The organism is Dapis hubbardiae BLCC-M172, from assembly GCF_050016015.1.
GTDB lineage: Bacteria > Cyanobacteriota > Cyanobacteriia > Cyanobacteriales > Microcoleaceae > Trichodesmium.
In genome coordinates this window covers 12,018-31,350 of sequence record NZ_JBNHEQ010000337.1, presented here as the reverse complement: position 1 = coordinate 31,350, position 19,333 = coordinate 12,018, and the positions used below count along the sequence as shown (strand labels likewise).

The following is a 19,333-nucleotide window of genomic DNA, read 5'->3' as shown; positions in this document are numbered from 1 at the left end:
TGATAAAAATACTTAAACCAAGAAAAGAATAGTAGGAAAAGAATAGAAAAAATTAGTAAATTCACTGATGCGGAGTTGTGTAGATTCTTGATAGAGTAAAGTTGGGATAAAAATTCAATCATTTGTTAGAGGATATATATACAAATGACTACCATAAAATCAGGGAAGAAGTCAGAGATATTAACCCTTGCTAAACAGGGAAATACCACAGCTATCGCATCTGTACTTAATTATTTTTTTAAAGAGAAAGGAATTACTACTCAAGTTACTATTATAGATAGTCTATTGTGTTTAACTCTAAAATCTCTAGAAGTACCAGACAAAAAAAAATATGTTTCTTTTGTGAATAAAGCTCTTGTAAAATTAGGAATAGAATCTATTCATTATGTCAAAGTTTCTGGTCAAGATATAAGTACAGATTCTCCTCAGTGGACTGAATTTATTAGTTTGTACAATCAAGCTAAAATACAACAACAAATAATTAAACCTGTAAAATCTAAAGAATCAGATAATCAACAACAAAATACAAATACCAAAACTGAGCAAAAGAAATTAGATAAACTGATTAAATTATCTCTATGCAGTATCTGGTTAACTTTTTTGTTAGGTTTAACTATTCCTATAGCGACATATATTTATACCAAGCGTAAAGTTGCTTTCTATATTTGGTTTTTCGTATTTGGAATTTTCTTACAAGGTATCCTATCTGCAATTTTAATCAACTTTTTACTAGAAAATACTGATGGTGAAGAGATATTTATTAAAGCATTTTATTTGCCTTTCTTAATAGTGTCGTTCGTTAGCATTATTGACAATTGTACAGCAATTAAACGAGCGCGGAGAAAAACTTATTTATTAACTGGAGAAAAACCTTGGAAACAGAAACGAGAAGACAAACAGGAAAATAGACATAAAGAAAATAAAGCAAATAAATGGCCTACATGGTTTCCTTATCCTAGCTCATGGCTAAAAAGTTTATTTCTGTTGATATGGACAGTAATTATAATTAGAATTTTTGGTTTTTGGAGTGGGATTATAGGGTTGATTTTATCAGAAATTGCAGGAAGTGAAACGCTCTTTCTAAAAGCTACAGGATTAGGACTAATCTTATCTATACTTGTCTTCTCCTACATTGATCATATTTTTTCCAATAAAAATATTTTCTTTGGTAAAAAGCCTTTTTCAAATTCGATGTTGCTTCCCCGTCCAGTAAGTATATGGCAAGGTTTTTATGGTCATATTGTAATAGTTTTAGCTTCTATAATCTTGATGATTATTCTTTTACCATTTTTATCTATTTGTGAGTATCAAACATTCGGATATTTTGGATATTGCACTCGAATGGTAGAAACGAAACTAACTGAGTATGATGAATTAATTGGTTACTTTGCACTAACAAGTTGGTTGACTATAGTGGCGTATTTTTATCAAATTGAGTGTTGGTTAAGGAAAAATTTTTCTTTCAACGATTTAGGCAAACTTATTCTGACAATATTTATTATTTTATCTTTAAACGGTCATATTTCAATAATTTCAAACCTCTTAGAAAACAGATAAAAGCTTGAGCCTTTTTAAGGGATTAAAAAGTGCAATATTTTTAGACTGAAAACCTCAAAAGTTAGGATTTTAGGCTGACTATGGCAGAAAAATCAAAGGATAATTCTTCCTTCTTCCTTTAATCCCAGTAAAATTCAAACTTTAAAAGACAGTTATTTAACATTCCTTCCTTCTTCCTTCTTTCTTCTTTCTTCTTCCTTCTTCCTTTTTCCTTCTTGAAGTATAGAAAACCCATTATAAGGGGATTTATCTGACAATTTTACTTGAAAATTTACTCGGTCTACCATCTTTCCCGAACGTACTTCCAAATTCCACTTACCAGGAATTAATTGCCAAAAAAAAGAATTATCAGAATTAACGACTAACTTCTCTCCATTCAACCACCATTCCACAGATTTTTGGGCTGAATTTGCCAACTTAAATTCTAACTTTTGTTCTCCTGCACTACTATCAATTAAAAAGTAATCATCTTCTTGGGGAAATAAAATTTTCAACTCACCATCAACCAAACTAGACTCACTTTGTCTTGCCAACCATTCGTTATATTCAGTAGGCAAATTTCCCACTTGATAATTATTAGATAAATGCTCGTATTCTGGCAACTTTTCTGGATAAAAATACTCTGTCATTACCGACGAACAATCCGATTTAGGACGTAATCCAGAAATTGTACAAACTGGGCGTTGAACCATATTTTTTGGTGTAGGGAAAAAAGTCGGTTCATTCTTTTCATGTAAATGCAACATAATTCGATTCCATAAAGGTGCAGCACCCATAACTCCTGATATTTGCATCATCGGTTTGCCACTAAAATTACCTACCCAAACTGCTACAGTATAATCTTTAGAAAAACCAACCGTCCAAGTATCACGAAAATCTGAAGAAGTACCAGTTTTTACTGCTGCTGGAAATGGCAAATTTAAAGCAGAATTAACTCCAAATTCTGTAGCTCTAGCATGAGTATCGCTCAACATATCTGTGATTAACATCCATTCAGATTTAGCATTAGGTATTAGAGAAATATCTGAATTTTTTGTTTCTAGAGTATCTTCCTTCATTTTATCTTGAAAAATTGGAGATGTTTGAGCATAAATTTTTCTCACAATCGGAATAAATTCTCCAAGTATAGCTATTTCAGATTCAGATTTAGCATTAGGTATTAGAGAAATATCTGAATTTTTTGTTTCTAGAGTATCTTCCTTCATTTTATCTTGAAAAATTGGAGATGTTTGAGGAGGAATTGCCGTAACTATAGGAATAACTTCTCCTTGTATTGCCATTATTAAATAAGCTTTTGCCAACTCCCATAAACTAACTTCTCCACTTCCTAAACTTAAACCTAAACCATAATATTCTGGGGATGCTTTTAAATGTCTAAAACCTAATTGATGTAGACGGTTTAAAAAATTCTCTACTCCCACTTTTTCTAATACTCGTACTGCTGGAATATTCAGAGAATTTGCCAAAGCAATTCTGACAATAACAGGTCCTAAAAATCTATCTTGATTATAGTTAGTAGGACTATAAAGTTGAGCGCCTGGAATTGCATAATATGTAGGTACATCTGCCAAAACTGTATTGGGATTAATTACTTTATTTTCTAATGCTAATTGATATAAAAAAGGCTTTAAAGTTGAACCTGGTTGACGCAATGCTTGTACCCCATCATTACTACCCATTTTTTGATAATCAAAATAATTAGGAGACCCTACATAAGCTAATACTTCTCCACTGTGATTATCAATAACAATAGCAGCAGCATGATTGACATTATAAGGCTGCAAATTTTTAACTATCTGCCCTACTTGAGCAGTAACAAATTGTTGTAAAGGTCTGTCGATAGTAGTGCGAATAACTGTAGGAGTACCTGTGGTAAATAAGTTTTGATTAATATTATTAGTAGATAAATTTTCAGATAACCAAAAAAGGAAATGTGGCGCTGCAATAATACCTTGATTTTCTGGTTGTAAAGTTATTTCTTCAGCAAAGGTTTTTTCAGCTTGGGTTTGGGTAATATAGTTATCTTCAACCATGCGTTTGAGAACATACTTTTGACGTTTTTTGAGAATATTCCAGTGGTAATACGGGTTGAGGTCAGTGGGGTCATTGGGTAACGCAGCAAGAATGGTTGCTTGAGCGAGGTTGAGGTCGGTAGCGGAAATGCCAAAATAAGTGCGGGATGCTGCTTCCACACCATAAATGTTTCCTCCCATTGGTAAGCGGTTAATATATGCTGCCAGGATTTGATTTTTGTTCATACCTGCTGTCAGTCGCCAAGATAACCATATTTCCCTAACTTTGTTGCCGAAAGTTCGCGGTGTCGGTTCCAACATTCGAGCAAGTTGCATCGTAATAGTCGAAGCACCACTGACTATTTGTCTTGCTTGGAGAGCTTCTAGGAGCGATCGCCCTATTGCTTTCATATCTAGAGCACCATGTTGATAATATCTTTTGTCTTCTGCTGCGATGATGGCGTTGATAAAGAGAGGTGAAATTTTATCTAGAGGTACGACTACAGTATTTTCTTGGTCGCGGGTGAGGATAGTTCCCAAGGGGAGAGCGTTACGGTCAGTAAATTTGAACGTTTGTTGATGTTGAATTATGTCTTGAGAGCGAATAGGAAAAAAGTAGGGAAGCGATCGCCCAGTTAAGCATAACACTACAAAACCGAGAATAAATTTTGACCTTGGTTTGGTGTGCTGCCATTTTTGTCTAATATTTTTTGATATGTGTTTAGTAATTTTTATCATAATAAGTTTTATTGCTGTGGACGTTTAACTCGAATCAATTGATCTGTTAATGTTTCTTGAGCAGAAATTGCATCATTAATTCTGTTAGCCATTCTTTCTCTATCAAAATCATCTTTGCAAGCAATAATACCCCCATGATTTGATACGGTACGATGCAGTCGAAAAAAGTCAACTCGATTTAAAGTTAAAACTGCACGTTCATTTTGAGTAGCAAAAGCTAGTACCTCTAGATCGGGAATCTTTTGATTAGCTAATCCTGCTTCTTGTACTGTGAGAACATCGTGACCAAAAGTTCTCAGCAATTCCACAACCCGTTTAGGAAACTGTTCGTCAGCATAGAGACGTGCCACAAATTAAATCTCCTCATTTTCTCGAATAGCTGACTCAATATCCTGAGAATATACCTCAGCATAAGTCCAAGCATTAACTAGATCCACTGCTTGGAGACTGGGATAGTCTTGCAGCAACTCCGACTCACTCACACCCAAACGACGAGCATTAACTAATACCCAAACAGGTATACGAGTACCAGCAATACAAGCATCACCTCCACAAACACCAGGGGTCTTTTCAATACCAGACCAACTATTAGCTAAACTTTGAGTTAAAAGTTGGATAGCTTGAAATTTTTCTGCTGGAGTTAGCGCCAAAAGTTGGGATTCTAAATCTTTTAATTTCATAGTTTATTCCTGAGTATCTATGATGATTTTAGATGTTTTGGGAGAATAATTGTAAGCATTCAGCAGATTGTCAATTAAGTACAAGTCTATTATAAGTAGTCGTTCAAAATAAATTTCCTAGTTGAGAGTTTGATTTTGTTTATCTATGAATTATTCGCCTTCAAGTAATAACTTAATTAAGCCATAGCCAAAACAGAATCTTGAACAACTTTTGGTAGTTCAATTATTACAAAATAATCGGCAGGATAAAGATCATATTCTCCACTTTCATCAACTATTCTTAGATCGCCATCTTTGATTGCCTCTTCATCAGTTAAAGCGACATAAATTTTATGTAATTCCAAAGAAGCAGGATAATCTTTATTATTAATACAGACTGCAAATTGAGCTTCAGCTTTCAGATTATTCATAGTTTTTAATCCAAATAAAATTTACGTTTAATCTCTTTTTTACCAATTCCGTGAGCTTCATACCAGTGTAATTCAGCAACTCTAATTCTGCCGTTGTCAAGACAAATCCTAGCTACTCCTTTTAATTTACGCCAACGCCCTTTCCCTTATGTTTTATTTAATCTTTCTAAATTGCGAATGGAATTACTAACTGCAATTATTTCAATATTAGTAATTTCACTAATAATTGTAAAATTCATCTATCATATTTTATAAAAAAAGAGTTTTTCTTTAGGCTAACATGATTATTCGGATAACTTTTGGCAGACTTTAAAATAATTTAATAAACTCACTTTCAACCAAAAGAAACCAAAACAAAAACTTCTCCAAATCCCACCTCTAATTTTTGGTCTTTTTACCGGAGATGTTATTATTACTATAGCAATCCTAAATAGGTTGTAATGTTTTATTGTAGGAGTTTGGTCTCCAAACCCAAGCATTAAGTGATTTGGAGACCAAACCCCTACTGTTTTTTCTCACAAATCATTTAGGATTACTATATTATATCTGTTACCGAAAAATCAAGGTATAAAGTCTCTCCATTCATGGAGAAAAAAGAAAAAAAAATTCCTTTTAGGCAATCCCTCTATTACAGAAGAGGTAATAATTAATAATTAATAATTAATTGTTGAAGACCTATTTAGGAGTGCTATAGAGGTCATTTTTAATTCTTGCGCCTACCAAAATAATGAAATATACTAATTTTTTAAATCCTATTCTAGAAAAACTCAAACCCAAAATTTATACCTGGTTAAAATTCTTGAGCATTAGACTAAAAAAACAATTCCAAATAACCATCTTAATTTTAGCAACTTTCCTGAGTATTTTATGTATATCAATCCTACCTGCACAAACTCAGGAAAAACCTGTAACTATCCAAGTATTAATCCAAGCTCTAGAAGCTAGTTTCTGGGAACCACTTCAAGCAGAATTTAACAAAACTCACCCAAATATTAACCTGGAAATTGTCAAAGGTCCTAATGATACTAACCTAGTAGAAGATTTATATACATCTTCTTTTTTACTAGGAGATTCTCCTTATGACTTAGTTTATATGGATATAGTTTGGGTGCCAAAATTTGCTGCTGCTAACTGGTTAAAAGACCTTTCAGAAAAAGTCGATATCCAACAATTACAAAAAATATATTTACAAGGAGACGTTGCAGGCGGAATTTATCAAGACAAACTCTATCGAATGCCATTAAATTCTGGTGGAGGAATGCTTTATTATCGCACCGACTTATTAAAAAAAGGTGGATTTGAACCCCCTAATACCTTTGCAGAAATAATCAAAATATCCCAAGAATTGCAAAAACAAGGATTAGTTGAATGGGGTTATGTTTGGCAAGGTAAACAATACGAAGGTTTATCAGCAATGTTTATCGAAATTCTGGAAGGTTATGGTGGTTTTTGGGTAAATTTAGAAACAAATGAAGTAGGTTTAGATAAACCAGAAGCTATTAAAGCAGTAGATTTTTTACGCCAAAATATTAGTCAGGGAATTTCTCCTCCTGGAGTTACTACTTATGCAGAAGAAGAAACCCGTCGTTTATTCCAAAGTGGTAATACAGTTTTTCTGCGTAATTGGCCTTATGTTTATCCATTAGCATCAGAATCAACATCAAAAATAGCTGGAAATTTTGATATTAAACCAATGGTTCATGCTCCAGGAAAAAATAGTGGAGCTTGTTTAGGAGGATGGGGTTTAGGAATAGCTAAAACTACAAAACATCCAGAGGAAGCTTGGGAGGTTATTCAATACTTCAATAAACCAGAAGTGCAAAGAAAATTTATTTTAGAAACAGGATTTGTTCCGGCGAGAAAATCACTTTTTAATAACCCTATCCTGCTGGAAAAATTTCCTTATTTACCAAATTTATTCCCAGTAGTAAATAATTCTGTATTACGTCCTCCTATTCCTCAATATGCTCAAGCATCTGATATTTTACAACGTTATTTGAGTGCTGCTCTAACAGGTTCCCGTACACCAGAGTCAGCAATGAAAGCTGCAGCTAGAGAAACTCGTGTTTTGTTAGGAGGAAGGGGAGTAGGGGAGTAGGGGAGTAGTAGGGACGTTGCACAGGCAAAAATGCGTTTTCCGTTGTCGCCGACATATAAAGCGGAGCTTTGCGTTAGCAAAACGTCCCTACACAAAAAATTAACACGCTACTCGCTAATAATAGTTAAAAAGGTTATTAAAAAAGCAGAGAAACCGGGTTTATATTCAATGACTCACCACCTAACATCTACCTCCCATAAACCCGGTTTCTTATAATAAATATAGAAACTAGAAACCGGGTTTATATTCAATGACTCACCACCTAACATCTACCTCCCATAAACCCGGTTTCTTCTAACACTCCGATGATAATTTTCAGCAGTTCCTCTACCTTGATTTTTTTTATTGAAAAATTACTGTAAATTAGAATTTCAATCAGGTATAGCAATATGGAATGATTTGTGAAAAAAAGTATAGAGGTTTGGAGACCAAACCCCTACAATAAAATGTTACAACATAAGGGTATTGCTATATCTTAATAGCGGGCATTCCAGCCCGCACTACAAAGATTTAAAGGTTAATGTTTGTACCTCACATATCTGGAATCTGCTGTAATTTTTTGTTGATTGAAAGGTTACTATAAATTTTAATTTCAGTATTGGCAAAAGCTCCTACTTTGGTAGGGAGTTTGGTCACCAAAGCCCTACAATATTGATATTACTCCCTTAAAAAAATCTCTGAAAAATTCCCAAACTACTTCTATTACTAATTCCCTTGAAACCAGAGAAAAATTAATGGGTTTGGAGACCAAACCCCTACAATAAAATGTTACAACATAAGGGTGTTACTATATCTTAATAGCGGGCATTCCAGCCCGCACTACAAAGATTTAAAGGTTAATATTTGTACCTCGGATACCTGGAATCTGCTGTAATTTTTTGTTGATTGAAAGGTTACTATAAATTTTAATTTCAGTATTGGCAAAAGCTCCTACTTTGGTAGGGAGTTTGGTCACCAAAGCCCTACAATATTGATATTACTCCCTTAAAAAAATCTCTGAAAAATTCCCAAACTACTTCTATTCCAAATTCCCTTGAAACCAGAGAAAAATTAATGGGTTTGGAGACCAAACCCCTACGATAAAATGTTACAACATAAGCGTGTTGTTATATATTAATAGGGGGTAAGATGCCCCACTACAAATATTTAAAGGTTAATGTTTGTACCTCAGATACCTGGAATATGCTGTAAATTTTTGTTGATTGAAAGGTTACTATAAATTTCAATTTCAGCTTTGGCAAAAGCTCCTACTTTGGTAGGGGGTTTGGAGACCAAACCCCTACGATATTGATATTACTCCCTTAAGAAAATCTATGAAAAATTCCCAAACTACTTCTATTCTCAATTCTCTTGAAAAAAGAGAAAAATTCACAGGATGGCTATTAATAACCCCAGCCATTCTCATATTACTATTTGTATTTGCTTATCCAATTGGTCGCGCTCTTTGGTTAAGTCTATTTACACAAAATCTTGGTACAGAATTAAAGCCTATTTTTTCCGGCTTAACTAACTACAACAGAATATTAACTGATGGTCGTTTTTGGCAAACTTTATGGAACACAACAATATTTACAGCTTGCTCCATTTTCTTAGAATTAATATTAGGAATGAGCATCGCTTTAATCTTAGATAAATCATTCCGAGGTAGAGGTTTTGTTCGTACTATTAATCTCATTCCTTGGTCATTACCAACTGCAGCTATTGGGTTAGGTTGGGCGTGGATTTTTAACGACCAATTTGGCATAGTTAATGATATACTTCTCCGTTTAGGATTCATTCAAACAAATATTACTTGGTTAGGCGATCCATTCCGAGCAATGTTGGCAATGATTATTGCTGATGTTTGGAAAACAACGCCATTTATTGCCATTATTTTATTGGCAGGTTTACAATCAATTTCTTCTGATTTATATGAAGCTCATGCTATTGATGGAGCCAACCCAATACAGAGTTTTCAACAAATTACTATCCCATTATTAATGCCACAAATAATAATTGCTTTGTTATTCAGATTTGCTCAAGCATTCGGTATTTTTGACTTAGTACAAGTAATGACTGGAGGTGGACCCGCTGGAGCCACAGAAACAATTTCTATCTATATTTATGCTACTATTAGACGTTATTTAGACTTTGGTTATGGAGCTTCTTTAGTAGTAGTAACTTTTCTATTATTAATTCTTGCAGTGGCGATCGCTACTACCGCATTTGAGCAGGGGAGTAGGGGAGTAGGGGAGTAGGGGAGCAGAGGAGTAAGAGAGTGGGGGAGTGGGGGAGTAAGAGAGTAGGGGAGTGGGGGAGTGGGGGAGAAGTAAACATAAGAATAATTAATATCATGTCCGGATAATTAGTTATAAAAAAATTTTCTCCTTCTTCTCCTTCTTCTCCTGTTATTCTTTCTTCCCTCTTGACTCCTGACTCCTGACTCCTGACTCCTCCGTAATTATTTATTTATCACTGTTCAACCGGACATGATATAACACGCTCCTGGCTAATAATTATCAAAAAAGTTAAAGAGCAAGTGTTAATTACTTAATAATTAAAGTGTCTGCTAAATATAGCATTTTTGTTTCAAAATGGTATTAAAAGCTCAAAGTAAAAAGTTAAAATGAGGAATCAAAAATGTCTATATCAAAACATCAATCTTCAATCAAAATAGGTAGAATTATTCTGTGGATAAGTGTGGTTTTAACTGTCATATTTTGCCTTGCTCCTGTTTTATGGCAATTATTAACTTCTTTCAAAACTAATGAAGCAATATCAGCAGTTCCTAATGTCTATTTTCCCTCCCCAAACCAATTAACTTTTGACCACTATCTTAGTCTCGGTTGGGGTTTTATTCGCTATATTTTTAATAGTGCTTTTGTTTCTATTATTTCGACAATTATTTGTTTAGGAATAGGAGCGCCTGCTGCTTATGTTTTGGCGCGGTTAAAAATACCTGGAGAAAATATCATTATTGCCTGTGTTTTAATCGTCAGTCTGTTTCCTTATGTGTTGTTATTTTTAGGACTGTTAGAAATTATTAGAGCTATTGGTTTAGGGAATAATTATATAGCTTTAATTATTCCTTACACAGGCATTAATTTACCTCTAACAATTCTGGTTTTAAGAAGCTTTTTCCAACAGTTACCAAAAGATATAGAAGACTCGGCAAAAATAGATGGTTACAACACAATTTCTATGTTGTGGAATATTGTTTTACCTCTAACAATTCCAGCATTAGTAACTACAGGAATTTTAACCTTTATTTTTGCTTGGAATGAATTTATTTTTGCCCTGACTTTTATTACTCGTTCAGAAATGTATACTATTCCCGTTGCAGTTGCTCAAATAGGTGGTACTTCTCTGTTTGACATTCCTTATGGGCCAATTGCTGCAGCAACAGTAACAGGTACATTTCCTTTAGTAATTTTAGTATTAATAGCTCAACGGCGAATTGTTCAAGGTATTACTGCAGGTGCCGTTAAAGGATAAGTTTATTAATGAATAATTAATAATTGATAATTGATAATTACCTCTCCCTTCCCTTTTAGGAAGAGGTTAGTTTCAATCCCTAATAGGGATTTTAGTTAGTTTAAACTCTTGCATAGATCGTGCGATACGTTTTTTCTAGTATGTTTCAATCCCTAATAGGGATTTTAGTTAGTTTAAACTTCATACTCACGATTTTGCCGAGTTAGAAGATCCTGTTTCAATCCCTAATAGGGATTTTAGTTAGTTTAAACACTACCGAGTACCCGCCAGCAAGTGGAACTTTTTACACGTTTCAATCCCTAATAGGGATTTTAGTTAGTTTAAACCTGAAAAAGGAGACCATAGGAACTTTTGCATCTCAAGTTTCAATCCCTAATAGGGATTTTAGTTAGTTTAAACTTGGTATTACCTTGGACGAACAGGAGTTAATTGAAGTTTCAATCCCTAATAGGGATTTTAGTTAGTTTAAACATAGTCAGAGGCGGATATCATGGAGGCTTCATCTATGTTTCAATCCCTAATAGGGATTTTAGTTAGTTTAAACTTGCGCTGTTTAGGCATAAGCCAATATCTCTCATACTAAGTTTCAATCCCTAATAGGGATTTTAGTTAGTTTAAACATATTACTCCCAACTTAATCAATGAGCTTTCTAAGTATGTTTCAATCCCTAATAGGGATTTTAGTTAGTTTAAACTGAACAAAATCAACAAAATCTAATTGATGTGTACAACGTTTCAATCCCTAATAGGGATTTTAGTTAGTTTAAACGAGTAGCTTTATATCCACTTTTCTCCAATTCTGGGTTTCAATCCCTAATAGGGATTTTAGTTAGTTTAAACCTTTGGATAGTAGCAGAATCAGGAAGTAGTGAAGTTTCAATCCCTAATAGGGATTTTAGTTAGTTTAAACGGTAAAAATGGGCAATCCTCCGCTGCCATATCAATCGTTTCAATCCCTAATAGGGATTTTAGTTAGTTTAAACAAAGTATAGTGATTGGCTCAAAAAAGGATTGGAAGTTTCAATCCCTAATAGGGATTTTAGTTAGTTTAAACAGATTATATAGATAATTTTCCTTTTGATTATACTTTGGGGTTTCAATCCCTAATAGGGATTTTAGTTAGTTTAAACCTTTCCCGCATATCCATATGTACTAATTATGCTTTGTTTCAATCCCTAATAGGGATTTTAGTTAGTTTAAACTTAAGAAAATATGCTGCTGAGAATGAGAAAAGTATGTTTCAATCCCTAATAGGGATTTTAGTTAGTTTAAACTGGAGATTATTGGCGATCGCGCTGTAGAGTTTACTGTTTCAATCCCTAATAGGGATTTTAGTTAGTTTAAACTTAGATGTATTGCAATTTGCTAAATTAAAAATGTGGAAGTTTCAATCCCTAATAGGGATTTTAGTTAGTTTAAACAAACTATATTCTGCAAGAATAACTGATGAATAATCAAGTTTCAATCCCTAATAGGGATTTTAGTTAGTTTAAACTTTTGGTTGACGTTTTTATGCCAGTTAATACAAGAGTTTCAATCCCTAATAGGGATTTTAGTTAGTTTAAACAGCAGGGTTGTAGAACCCAAGACATATCTAATTTTCAAGGTGCATTTGCGCGGGACAAGACTAAATATAGCATTTCCAACCGCAGCTTGACAAGAGGCATCCCCAAAAAAGCGCCACAACCATTGCCACATAAGGGTTTGCAAAAATGCGCGAATCCCCTTCATACCCTTTCCTAGCTCAAACCCTTCCCCATACTTAACCTCAGCCATTTTTTTTCACCTCCTCTCTTCTACAGCTACCCATCCGCGCAAAATAGCCTAATTTTATTGGCCCTACAATTCAAAAAATGGCCGACTTTGGAATATCTTCTAAAATTCTGCATTCTAAATTCTAAATTCTAAATTCTAAATGTCCCAAGCTTTCCAAAATGTATAAATGGCCAAAATTACCAACAAAGTCCGAAAAGCAAAAGTCACAACCGAACTAGACAACTTCGGCAGAAAACGAGTGCTAATTTGAGCGCCGATCAAACCCCCAAAACCCAGAATCAAACCTCCTACAAATACAATATTACCATTCAAATAATGACCGAAACTAGCAGAAATAGAAGTAACAACAATTACACCCAGACTTGTTTGAATAGCAACTTTAATAGGTTCCCCCAGTAAAAGAATTTGCAGAGGTACCATAATTACCCCACCACCAACCCCAAATAAACCAGCTAATAACCCTCCAGTTCCCCCAGTAATAATTCTAGCAATAGTAGGATTTCCCCATTCCTGTTTTTCACCATTATTTTCAGCATCTTTTTGTTTAGCTATAACACCCTTGCGAAACTCGAATAGATAAATATTAACTAACATTAATAAACCAAAACCCAATAATAATAAAGTAGAGGAAAATTGTTCCGCCAAATAAACTCCAACTTGAGCAGCGAATAATGCTGGTAATGCCAACAAAATAACTCTTTTAGGTTTAATGTAACCCATTCGCCAATTTTGTAGAGTACCGGAACTTGCTGTAATTACAATAGCTAAAGCGCTAGTTGCAACTGCTTGTATAGGTTCATATCCCAAAGCCACTAATAGAGGTACCATAACCGTACCACCGCCAATTCCTAAAAATCCAGCTAGAATACCCGCAAAAAGACCACCTATACCTAAAATAAACAAATTTGTTGGAATCATTATTTAAGAGTTGTTTTTAACTAAAATTAGACAAATAAACTTGAGTTTAAGAGACTGTTTGTAAAATAAGTATTAAGCAAAAAGTTTCAGAATTCAATCTTAAAGCTTGAATAAGGCAAGGGATTGAAATAACTCTACAGAGGGAGTAGGTGACTATTCATACTCAATCAGTTAGTTGTGAATTTCTTGATAACAAATAATTGTTTTTTTGCCTATTCCCTATTCCCTATTCCCTATTCCCTATTCCCTGTTTCCTATTCCCTGTTCCCTATTCCCTATCTTCTTTTTTTATATTTCCTGATACATTTAACCTCTAATATAACTGAAAAGATACAAAAAATAGAAGTAATATATCAAATCTGGTAGTATTGGTAAAATTCATGCCTCGTAGGGGTTTGGTCACCAAACCCAAAACCTACTTGGAGTTTTTACCGAATTATTAATTATTAATAATTAAATAATTCGCGCCTTGAAGCCTGCCCTTGGATAGGGGAAAAAAAGTGCTAGGATATTTCCTTATCTTCAATCTGATGGTTTTAACCAGAGGTAATTATCAATTATCAATTATCAATTAATGAACAATACTGATGGTCAAGTCTTATTCTCCAAAGTAAGCAAATTTTGTATTATACCAATTCCCAAAAGTAATGCTATACTTGATTAATACTTCAGTCATTAAGTAATTACCTTTGAATAATTACCTTTTTGCTGATTTGAGACAATTTAATCTTTGATTATCTCTATTTTTACTTCTCCCGTACGGACGCCCTTATGCAACGTCCCTACACTCCCCTACTCCCCTACTCAATCAAATGTAGAAAAGTTTTTGAGAAATGGTATTATACTATGTCTGGTTGAATACCTTATGATTTATGAACTAAAATTTGCAATATCAAGCATTAAATTATCTGTGTAAGTTCTAAACAATAAAGAAACAATTAAAAATTATGGCAAAACTGCAATTAAAAAATCTCAGAAAACAATTTACTCCTAATGTTATTCCCGTTAAAGACATAAATATTGAAGTTGAAGAAGGAGAATTTTTAACCTTATTAGGACCTTCTGGATGCGGAAAATCAACCCTACTACGACTCATTGCAGGTTTAGAAACACCTACTCAGGGTAGAGTAATAATTGGCGATCGCGATGTCACAAATATACCACCGGGCGATCGAAACATTGCAATGGTATTTCAAAGTTATGCTCTCTATCCTCACATGACAGTCTTTGAAAATATTTCTGCTTCCCTGAAACTCCGCAAAATACCCCCAGATGAAATTCAACAACGAGTCAATGATGTCGCCCAAAAATTAGATTTAGTCAACTTACTAGCTCGCAAACCCAAAGAAATGTCTGGAGGACAAAGACAACGGGTAGCATTAGCTCGTTCATTAGTACGAAACCCAGAGGTATTTTTGTTAGATGAACCTCTAAGTAATTTAGATGCCTTATTGCGGGAACAGGTACGAGCAGAATTAAAACAGTTATTTAATGCTCAACAAAAACCCGTAGTTTATGTTACTCACGACCAAACAGAAGCAATGACTTTATCAAGTAAAGTAGCAATTTTATCTGATGGTTATTTACAACAACTTGATGCTCCCCATCAAATTTATAGTTCTCCAGCAAATAAATTTGTTGCTGGTTTTGTGGGTAGTCCGCAAATGAATTTATTGACTCTTAAATGTGAAGAAAATTATGCAATTTTAGGAGATTGTAAAATTTATTTGCCAGATTTTTCGACTCGAAAAAAACAAATAATTATGGGTATTAGACCGGAAGATGTGCGTTTTTCTCGTGCTGAAAATTTGGGAATTACTATTAAAGGAAAGGTAGTTTTAGTAGAAGATTTAGGTAAGGAAAAATTATTAATTTTACAGGTAGAAAATTCAGCAGAAAATATCAAAGTTATAGTTCCTTATGACCTAACTTGGGGTGAGTTAGTAACTTTAGAATTACCTACTAAACAGATTCATTGGTTTGATGTAGAGTCTGGCGATCGCTTATTACAATAGTTATCTTGTCAAACTCCAAAAAAACCGGTTTATGGTTTGACTAAGAAATAAGGTCTCAAGCCTCCAGCTAAAGCCATAGGTACTGATAACTGTTAACTTATAACTGATAACTGGAATCAAGCTCTTTTTCAATTAAGAATAAAAATTATGACCCAATAATGCTGTTGCTGCTGTCACATCTACAGGTCTAGAAAACAAATATCCTTGACCATATTCACATCCTAAATCTTTCAGTTGAGCCAACTGTGCCTCAGTTTCTATTCCCTCTGCTACCACATCCAATCCTAAACTATGAGCTAATGTAATAATAGCTCGCACAATCTCATAATTTTCCCCATTAACTCCCATATTTGTCACAAAAGATTTATCAATTTTCAGAGTATTAATAGGGAAACGATGCAAATAACTTAGAGATGAATATCCTGTACCAAAATCATCAACACTTAACTGCATTCCTAAATCCCGTAGATGAGATAAAACTTTAGTAGCAGACTCAGCATTATCCATAACCACACTTTCTGTGATTTCTATTTTTAATCCTTGAGGATTGATACCTGTCTTTTGCAAAATACGTTGAATTTGAACAATCAAGTTAGATTGGGAAAACTGTTTCCCAGAAATATTAACAGCTATAGTCAGGTTAGTTTGAGAATAAATTTGCTGCCATTCTTGTAGTTGACGACAAGCTTCCCAAAATATCCACTGACCAAGAGGAATAATCAAACCTGTTTCTTCTGCAATAGGAATAAACTTGACCGGAGGAACCATACCGCGTTCAGAATGTCGCCACCGCGCTAAAGCTTCAAACCCTACTAAGTTGCCTGTAGATAGAGAGATAATTGGTTGATAGTTGAGTAAAAAAGTGTTGGCAGTGGGGCAAACAAATTCTTCTAGCATCTCCACAGTTTGGCGTAAGTCACGCTCTAACTGCATCATTTCTGTAACGTAGCTGTGCATGGCACTGGTGAATACCAGATAACTTCCTTGGTTTTGCGCTTTGGCTTGATCCATCGCAATATTAGCATCTCGCAGTAGATCCCCTGCCCATTTATAATGATGAGAACCTATGGCAATACCTATACTAGCAGTAATAAAGAGTTTATGACCCTCTAATTCTAGAGGTTGAGCGATCGCTGTTTGTATCAACTTTGCTAAACCAATGGCATCTTCTTGATCGTGAATTCTTTCTAAGAGAATAACAAACTCATCACTACCTATTCGTGCTACCGTATCTGCCGCTCGTAAACAAATTTTGATTCGTTGAGCAATTTCAATTAGGAGTTTGTCTCCCATAGAGTGACCGTGACTTTCATTAATGATCTTAAATCGATCTAAATTAATCGTAAGTACAGCAAACAAATCAAAATGATTTCTGTATGTGTGTGCCAATGCTTGCTGTAGTCTATCCATTAATAACGCTCTATTTGGCAAGTCTGTCAGGCTATCATACAAAGATTGACGTAGTAGTTTCTCCTCTACAGATTTTTTTTCTGTTATATCATGACAGTTAATTACAATTCCCTGAACTGATTCATCATCAAGTAAATTCATTACCACAGCTTCAAATACACACCAAGTACCGTTTTTATGGCAGATTTTATATTCATCTAACCCCCGGCGTGTTTTCGGATCTTCTTTCACTGCCTCTAGTACCTGTTCCATCCACCAGCTATCGTTGGGGTGAATCAACTCTAATACAGATTTGCCAATTAATTCTTCTGAAGTGTAACCTAAAATTCGTTCTTGGGAGGGACTAACATATTGATAAATGCCATTACTGTCTAAAATCTGGATAATATCTGTGCTATTTTCGATTAGCGATCGGAATCTTCGTTCATTTTCCTGCATTTGTTTCTCTGCTTGCTTACGTTCGGTAATATCTGTGCTGACAGCAACAAACCCAGTAATTTTATCTGTGGCATCTCTGATGACATCTATCCGCATCAAAATCTGGATGATTTGACCTCTACGACTTCGACAAGTAATTTCACCATTCCATGCACTTCCACTCATCATCCTGTCAAATATTTTTTTAGCTACTCTGTTATCTACTATCAAACTTAGTAACCCACCAATAGCATTTACTTGTGCTACATTTTGATAGTCAAAAAGTTGAGTAAATGCTCGATTTTGAAAAATATGATTGCCATCAGCATCAGTCATACTAATTGCTTCACTGCTACTTTCTATGGCTTTACCTGTCAGTGCTAGAGCTGTTTCTGTTTCCCTAAGTTCAGTAATATCAATTCCGACATTACACGCTGCTTGACCCTGGTTATATTTTTGAGCAACTATGAGATATTGACCTACAGGTAAACTCATTTCATACACAGTAACTGTGATATTACTGGCAAAAAAATTGCGAACAAATTTAGTAAAGTCTGCATCATCTCCATTCAAAAAGCCGATATGTTTACCAATAAACTCTTCAGGAGCCATGTTGAATATTTTAGCTAAATGTCTATTAACTCCTAAATAATGTAAATCTGAACTAATCCAAGAAACTAACCCTGGTATTGCTTCTAAAAGTGTTTGTAATCGCTCGTCTGCTTCGGAAATTTCTAATGATTGGGATTCTTGTAATTTATGATTGGAATTAATAACTTGAATATCATGGGGAATTAATATAACTTTTTCTTGATTAATTGGATAGATACTGGTGTTAAATTTAACCTGTTCTTCTCCTATTTGACATTTGTGTTCAATTTCTACTTGACGATTTGTTTTTAAACAAGTTTTAATATGATTACTCAAAATATTTTTCTGAGTATCTTCAAGAATGTCACGGATCTTAAATTTCAGGGGGTTATCCTCTGAAAAGGATGCTTCCCTATCTACTGGAATACTTTCTAGAAAGCATCCTGTTTGATCCAACACCCAGATACAAGTATTCATTAAAGCAAACATAGAATCTATATGAGTATGATTTTTGCTTCAATTATAAGTGAGTAAATTTTAACTAATTAACTAACTTATAATTGATAATGCTGATAGGCATGATTCAGCTACAGAATTACAAAAATTAATTTTAACATTAAGTTACTGCTATAAATAAGATGTTATACTAAATACCAATAGTTTTAAGTGTAGTCACCTTTACTCAGTAGTATAAGGTTTATAGGTAGTATGAGAATTTTATTAAAATCAGTCCTTGCCAGATTTAAGGTTTTACTAGGAGCAGTTCCTCTAATTGCGACAACATACACCATTGGTACATTAGTTCAATCGAGAGCTAGTTTTGCTATTAGTCAAAATAGAGATAATTTATCCCTAGTAAATACACTTCAAGTATCTACTCAAAACATATCACAACAAAGTTATAATGTCAATAAAAATAACTTAGAGTTAAATCCTAGTAATCATGTTATTCTCTCCCAAAATCGAGGGATTAATACTTCTCAAAATTCCCAGTTGCAAAGTTCTTTCAATGTTGTTCCAACCAAACATCAAGGAGCAAATTTTCCTAATCAATGGAAAACTACTAACACTAATAATAAATTCGGAATTGAACAAGTTAACAACACCCAACTACCTGCACCAGTCAATCCTATCAGACCGCGACCTCAACCAATGTTAACAAATGTTCCACCTCAACCTGTTGCACCTGCACCAGTCAATCCTATCAGACCGCGACCTCAACCAATGTTAACAAATG

The 19,333-nt window shown here is 34.2% G+C and carries 12 protein-coding genes and 1 CRISPR repeat array; of the genes, 6 read left to right on the top strand and 6 right to left on the bottom strand.

The window, feature by feature from the left end:
- Nucleotides 1-144: 144 nt before the first annotated feature.
- A complete protein-coding gene (locus ACP6PK_RS31135; RefSeq protein WP_426565596.1) occupies nucleotides 145-1,557 on the top strand; it encodes a hypothetical protein in 1,413 nt (470 codons plus the stop codon).
- Nucleotides 1,558-1,709: 152 nt separating this feature from the next.
- Here ACP6PK_RS31135 and ACP6PK_RS31130 read toward each other — a convergent pair whose 3' ends face one another.
- From ACP6PK_RS31130 to ACP6PK_RS31115, 4 genes are all read right to left on the bottom strand, one after another.
- Nucleotides 1,710-4,307 carry a penicillin-binding protein 1C gene (locus ACP6PK_RS31130; RefSeq protein WP_426565594.1) on the bottom strand — a complete coding sequence of 866 codons (2,598 nt, stop codon included), beginning with the start codon at nucleotides 4,305-4,307 and terminating at the stop codon, nucleotides 1,710-1,712.
- Between the two features lie 8 nt (nucleotides 4,308-4,315).
- On the bottom strand, nucleotides 4,316-4,657 hold the full coding sequence (locus tag ACP6PK_RS31125) for a DUF5615 family PIN-like protein (protein WP_426565592.1): 342 nt from the start codon (nucleotides 4,655-4,657) through the stop codon (nucleotides 4,316-4,318).
- Between the two features lie 3 nt (nucleotides 4,658-4,660).
- The gene (locus ACP6PK_RS31120) at nucleotides 4,661-4,987 is read right to left on the bottom strand and encodes a DUF433 domain-containing protein (protein WP_426565590.1); all 327 of its coding nucleotides are present in this window, start codon (nucleotides 4,985-4,987) and stop codon (nucleotides 4,661-4,663) included.
- Nucleotides 4,988-5,163: 176 nt separating this feature from the next.
- Nucleotides 5,164-5,397, bottom strand: coding sequence for a hypothetical protein (locus ACP6PK_RS31115; protein ID WP_426565588.1), 234 nt, complete (start codon nucleotides 5,395-5,397; stop codon nucleotides 5,164-5,166).
- 727 nt (nucleotides 5,398-6,124) lie between these two features.
- Here ACP6PK_RS31115 and ACP6PK_RS31110 point away from each other — a divergent pair.
- From ACP6PK_RS31110 to ACP6PK_RS31100, 3 genes are all read left to right on the top strand, one after another.
- The gene (locus ACP6PK_RS31110; protein ID WP_426565586.1) at nucleotides 6,125-7,495 is read left to right on the top strand and encodes an ABC transporter substrate-binding protein; all 1,371 of its coding nucleotides are present in this window, start codon (nucleotides 6,125-6,127) and stop codon (nucleotides 7,493-7,495) included.
- A gap of 1,313 nt (nucleotides 7,496-8,808) precedes the next feature.
- Nucleotides 8,809-9,732: a carbohydrate ABC transporter permease gene (locus ACP6PK_RS31105; RefSeq protein WP_426565584.1), complete on the top strand. Its 924-nt coding sequence runs from the start codon at nucleotides 8,809-8,811 to the stop codon at nucleotides 9,730-9,732.
- 382 nt (nucleotides 9,733-10,114) lie between these two features.
- Nucleotides 10,115-10,969: a carbohydrate ABC transporter permease gene (locus tag ACP6PK_RS31100; RefSeq protein ID WP_426565582.1), complete on the top strand. Its 855-nt coding sequence runs from the start codon at nucleotides 10,115-10,117 to the stop codon at nucleotides 10,967-10,969.
- Nucleotides 10,970-11,038: 69 nt separating this feature from the next.
- Nucleotides 11,039-12,536: direct repeats of the CRISPR family, unit length 37 nt; unit sequence GTTTCAATCCCTAATAGGGATTTTAGTTAGTTTAAAC.
- Between the two features lie 344 nt (nucleotides 12,537-12,880).
- Here the strand turns inward: ACP6PK_RS31100 and ACP6PK_RS31095 are convergent.
- Entirely contained in the window at nucleotides 12,881-13,663 is a 783-nt protein-coding gene (locus ACP6PK_RS31095) for a sulfite exporter TauE/SafE family protein (protein WP_426565580.1), read from the bottom strand.
- Nucleotides 13,664-14,610: 947 nt separating this feature from the next.
- Here ACP6PK_RS31095 and ACP6PK_RS31090 point away from each other — a divergent pair.
- Nucleotides 14,611-15,678 (top strand): ABC transporter ATP-binding protein, encoded by a 1,068-nt coding sequence (locus ACP6PK_RS31090; protein WP_094672976.1) that lies wholly within the window; start codon nucleotides 14,611-14,613, stop codon nucleotides 15,676-15,678.
- Between the two features lie 132 nt (nucleotides 15,679-15,810).
- On the opposite strand, the gene ACP6PK_RS31085 is transcribed toward ACP6PK_RS31090, so the two are convergent.
- Entirely contained in the window at nucleotides 15,811-18,585 is a 2,775-nt protein-coding gene (locus ACP6PK_RS31085) for an EAL domain-containing protein (protein ID WP_426565577.1), read from the bottom strand.
- A 219-nt stretch (nucleotides 18,586-18,804) separates the two neighbouring features.
- Between ACP6PK_RS31085 and ACP6PK_RS31080 the strand changes: the two genes are divergently transcribed.
- Nucleotides 18,805-19,333: hypothetical protein (locus ACP6PK_RS31080; RefSeq protein WP_426565575.1), on the top strand; the 529-nt coding region annotated here is incomplete at its 3' end.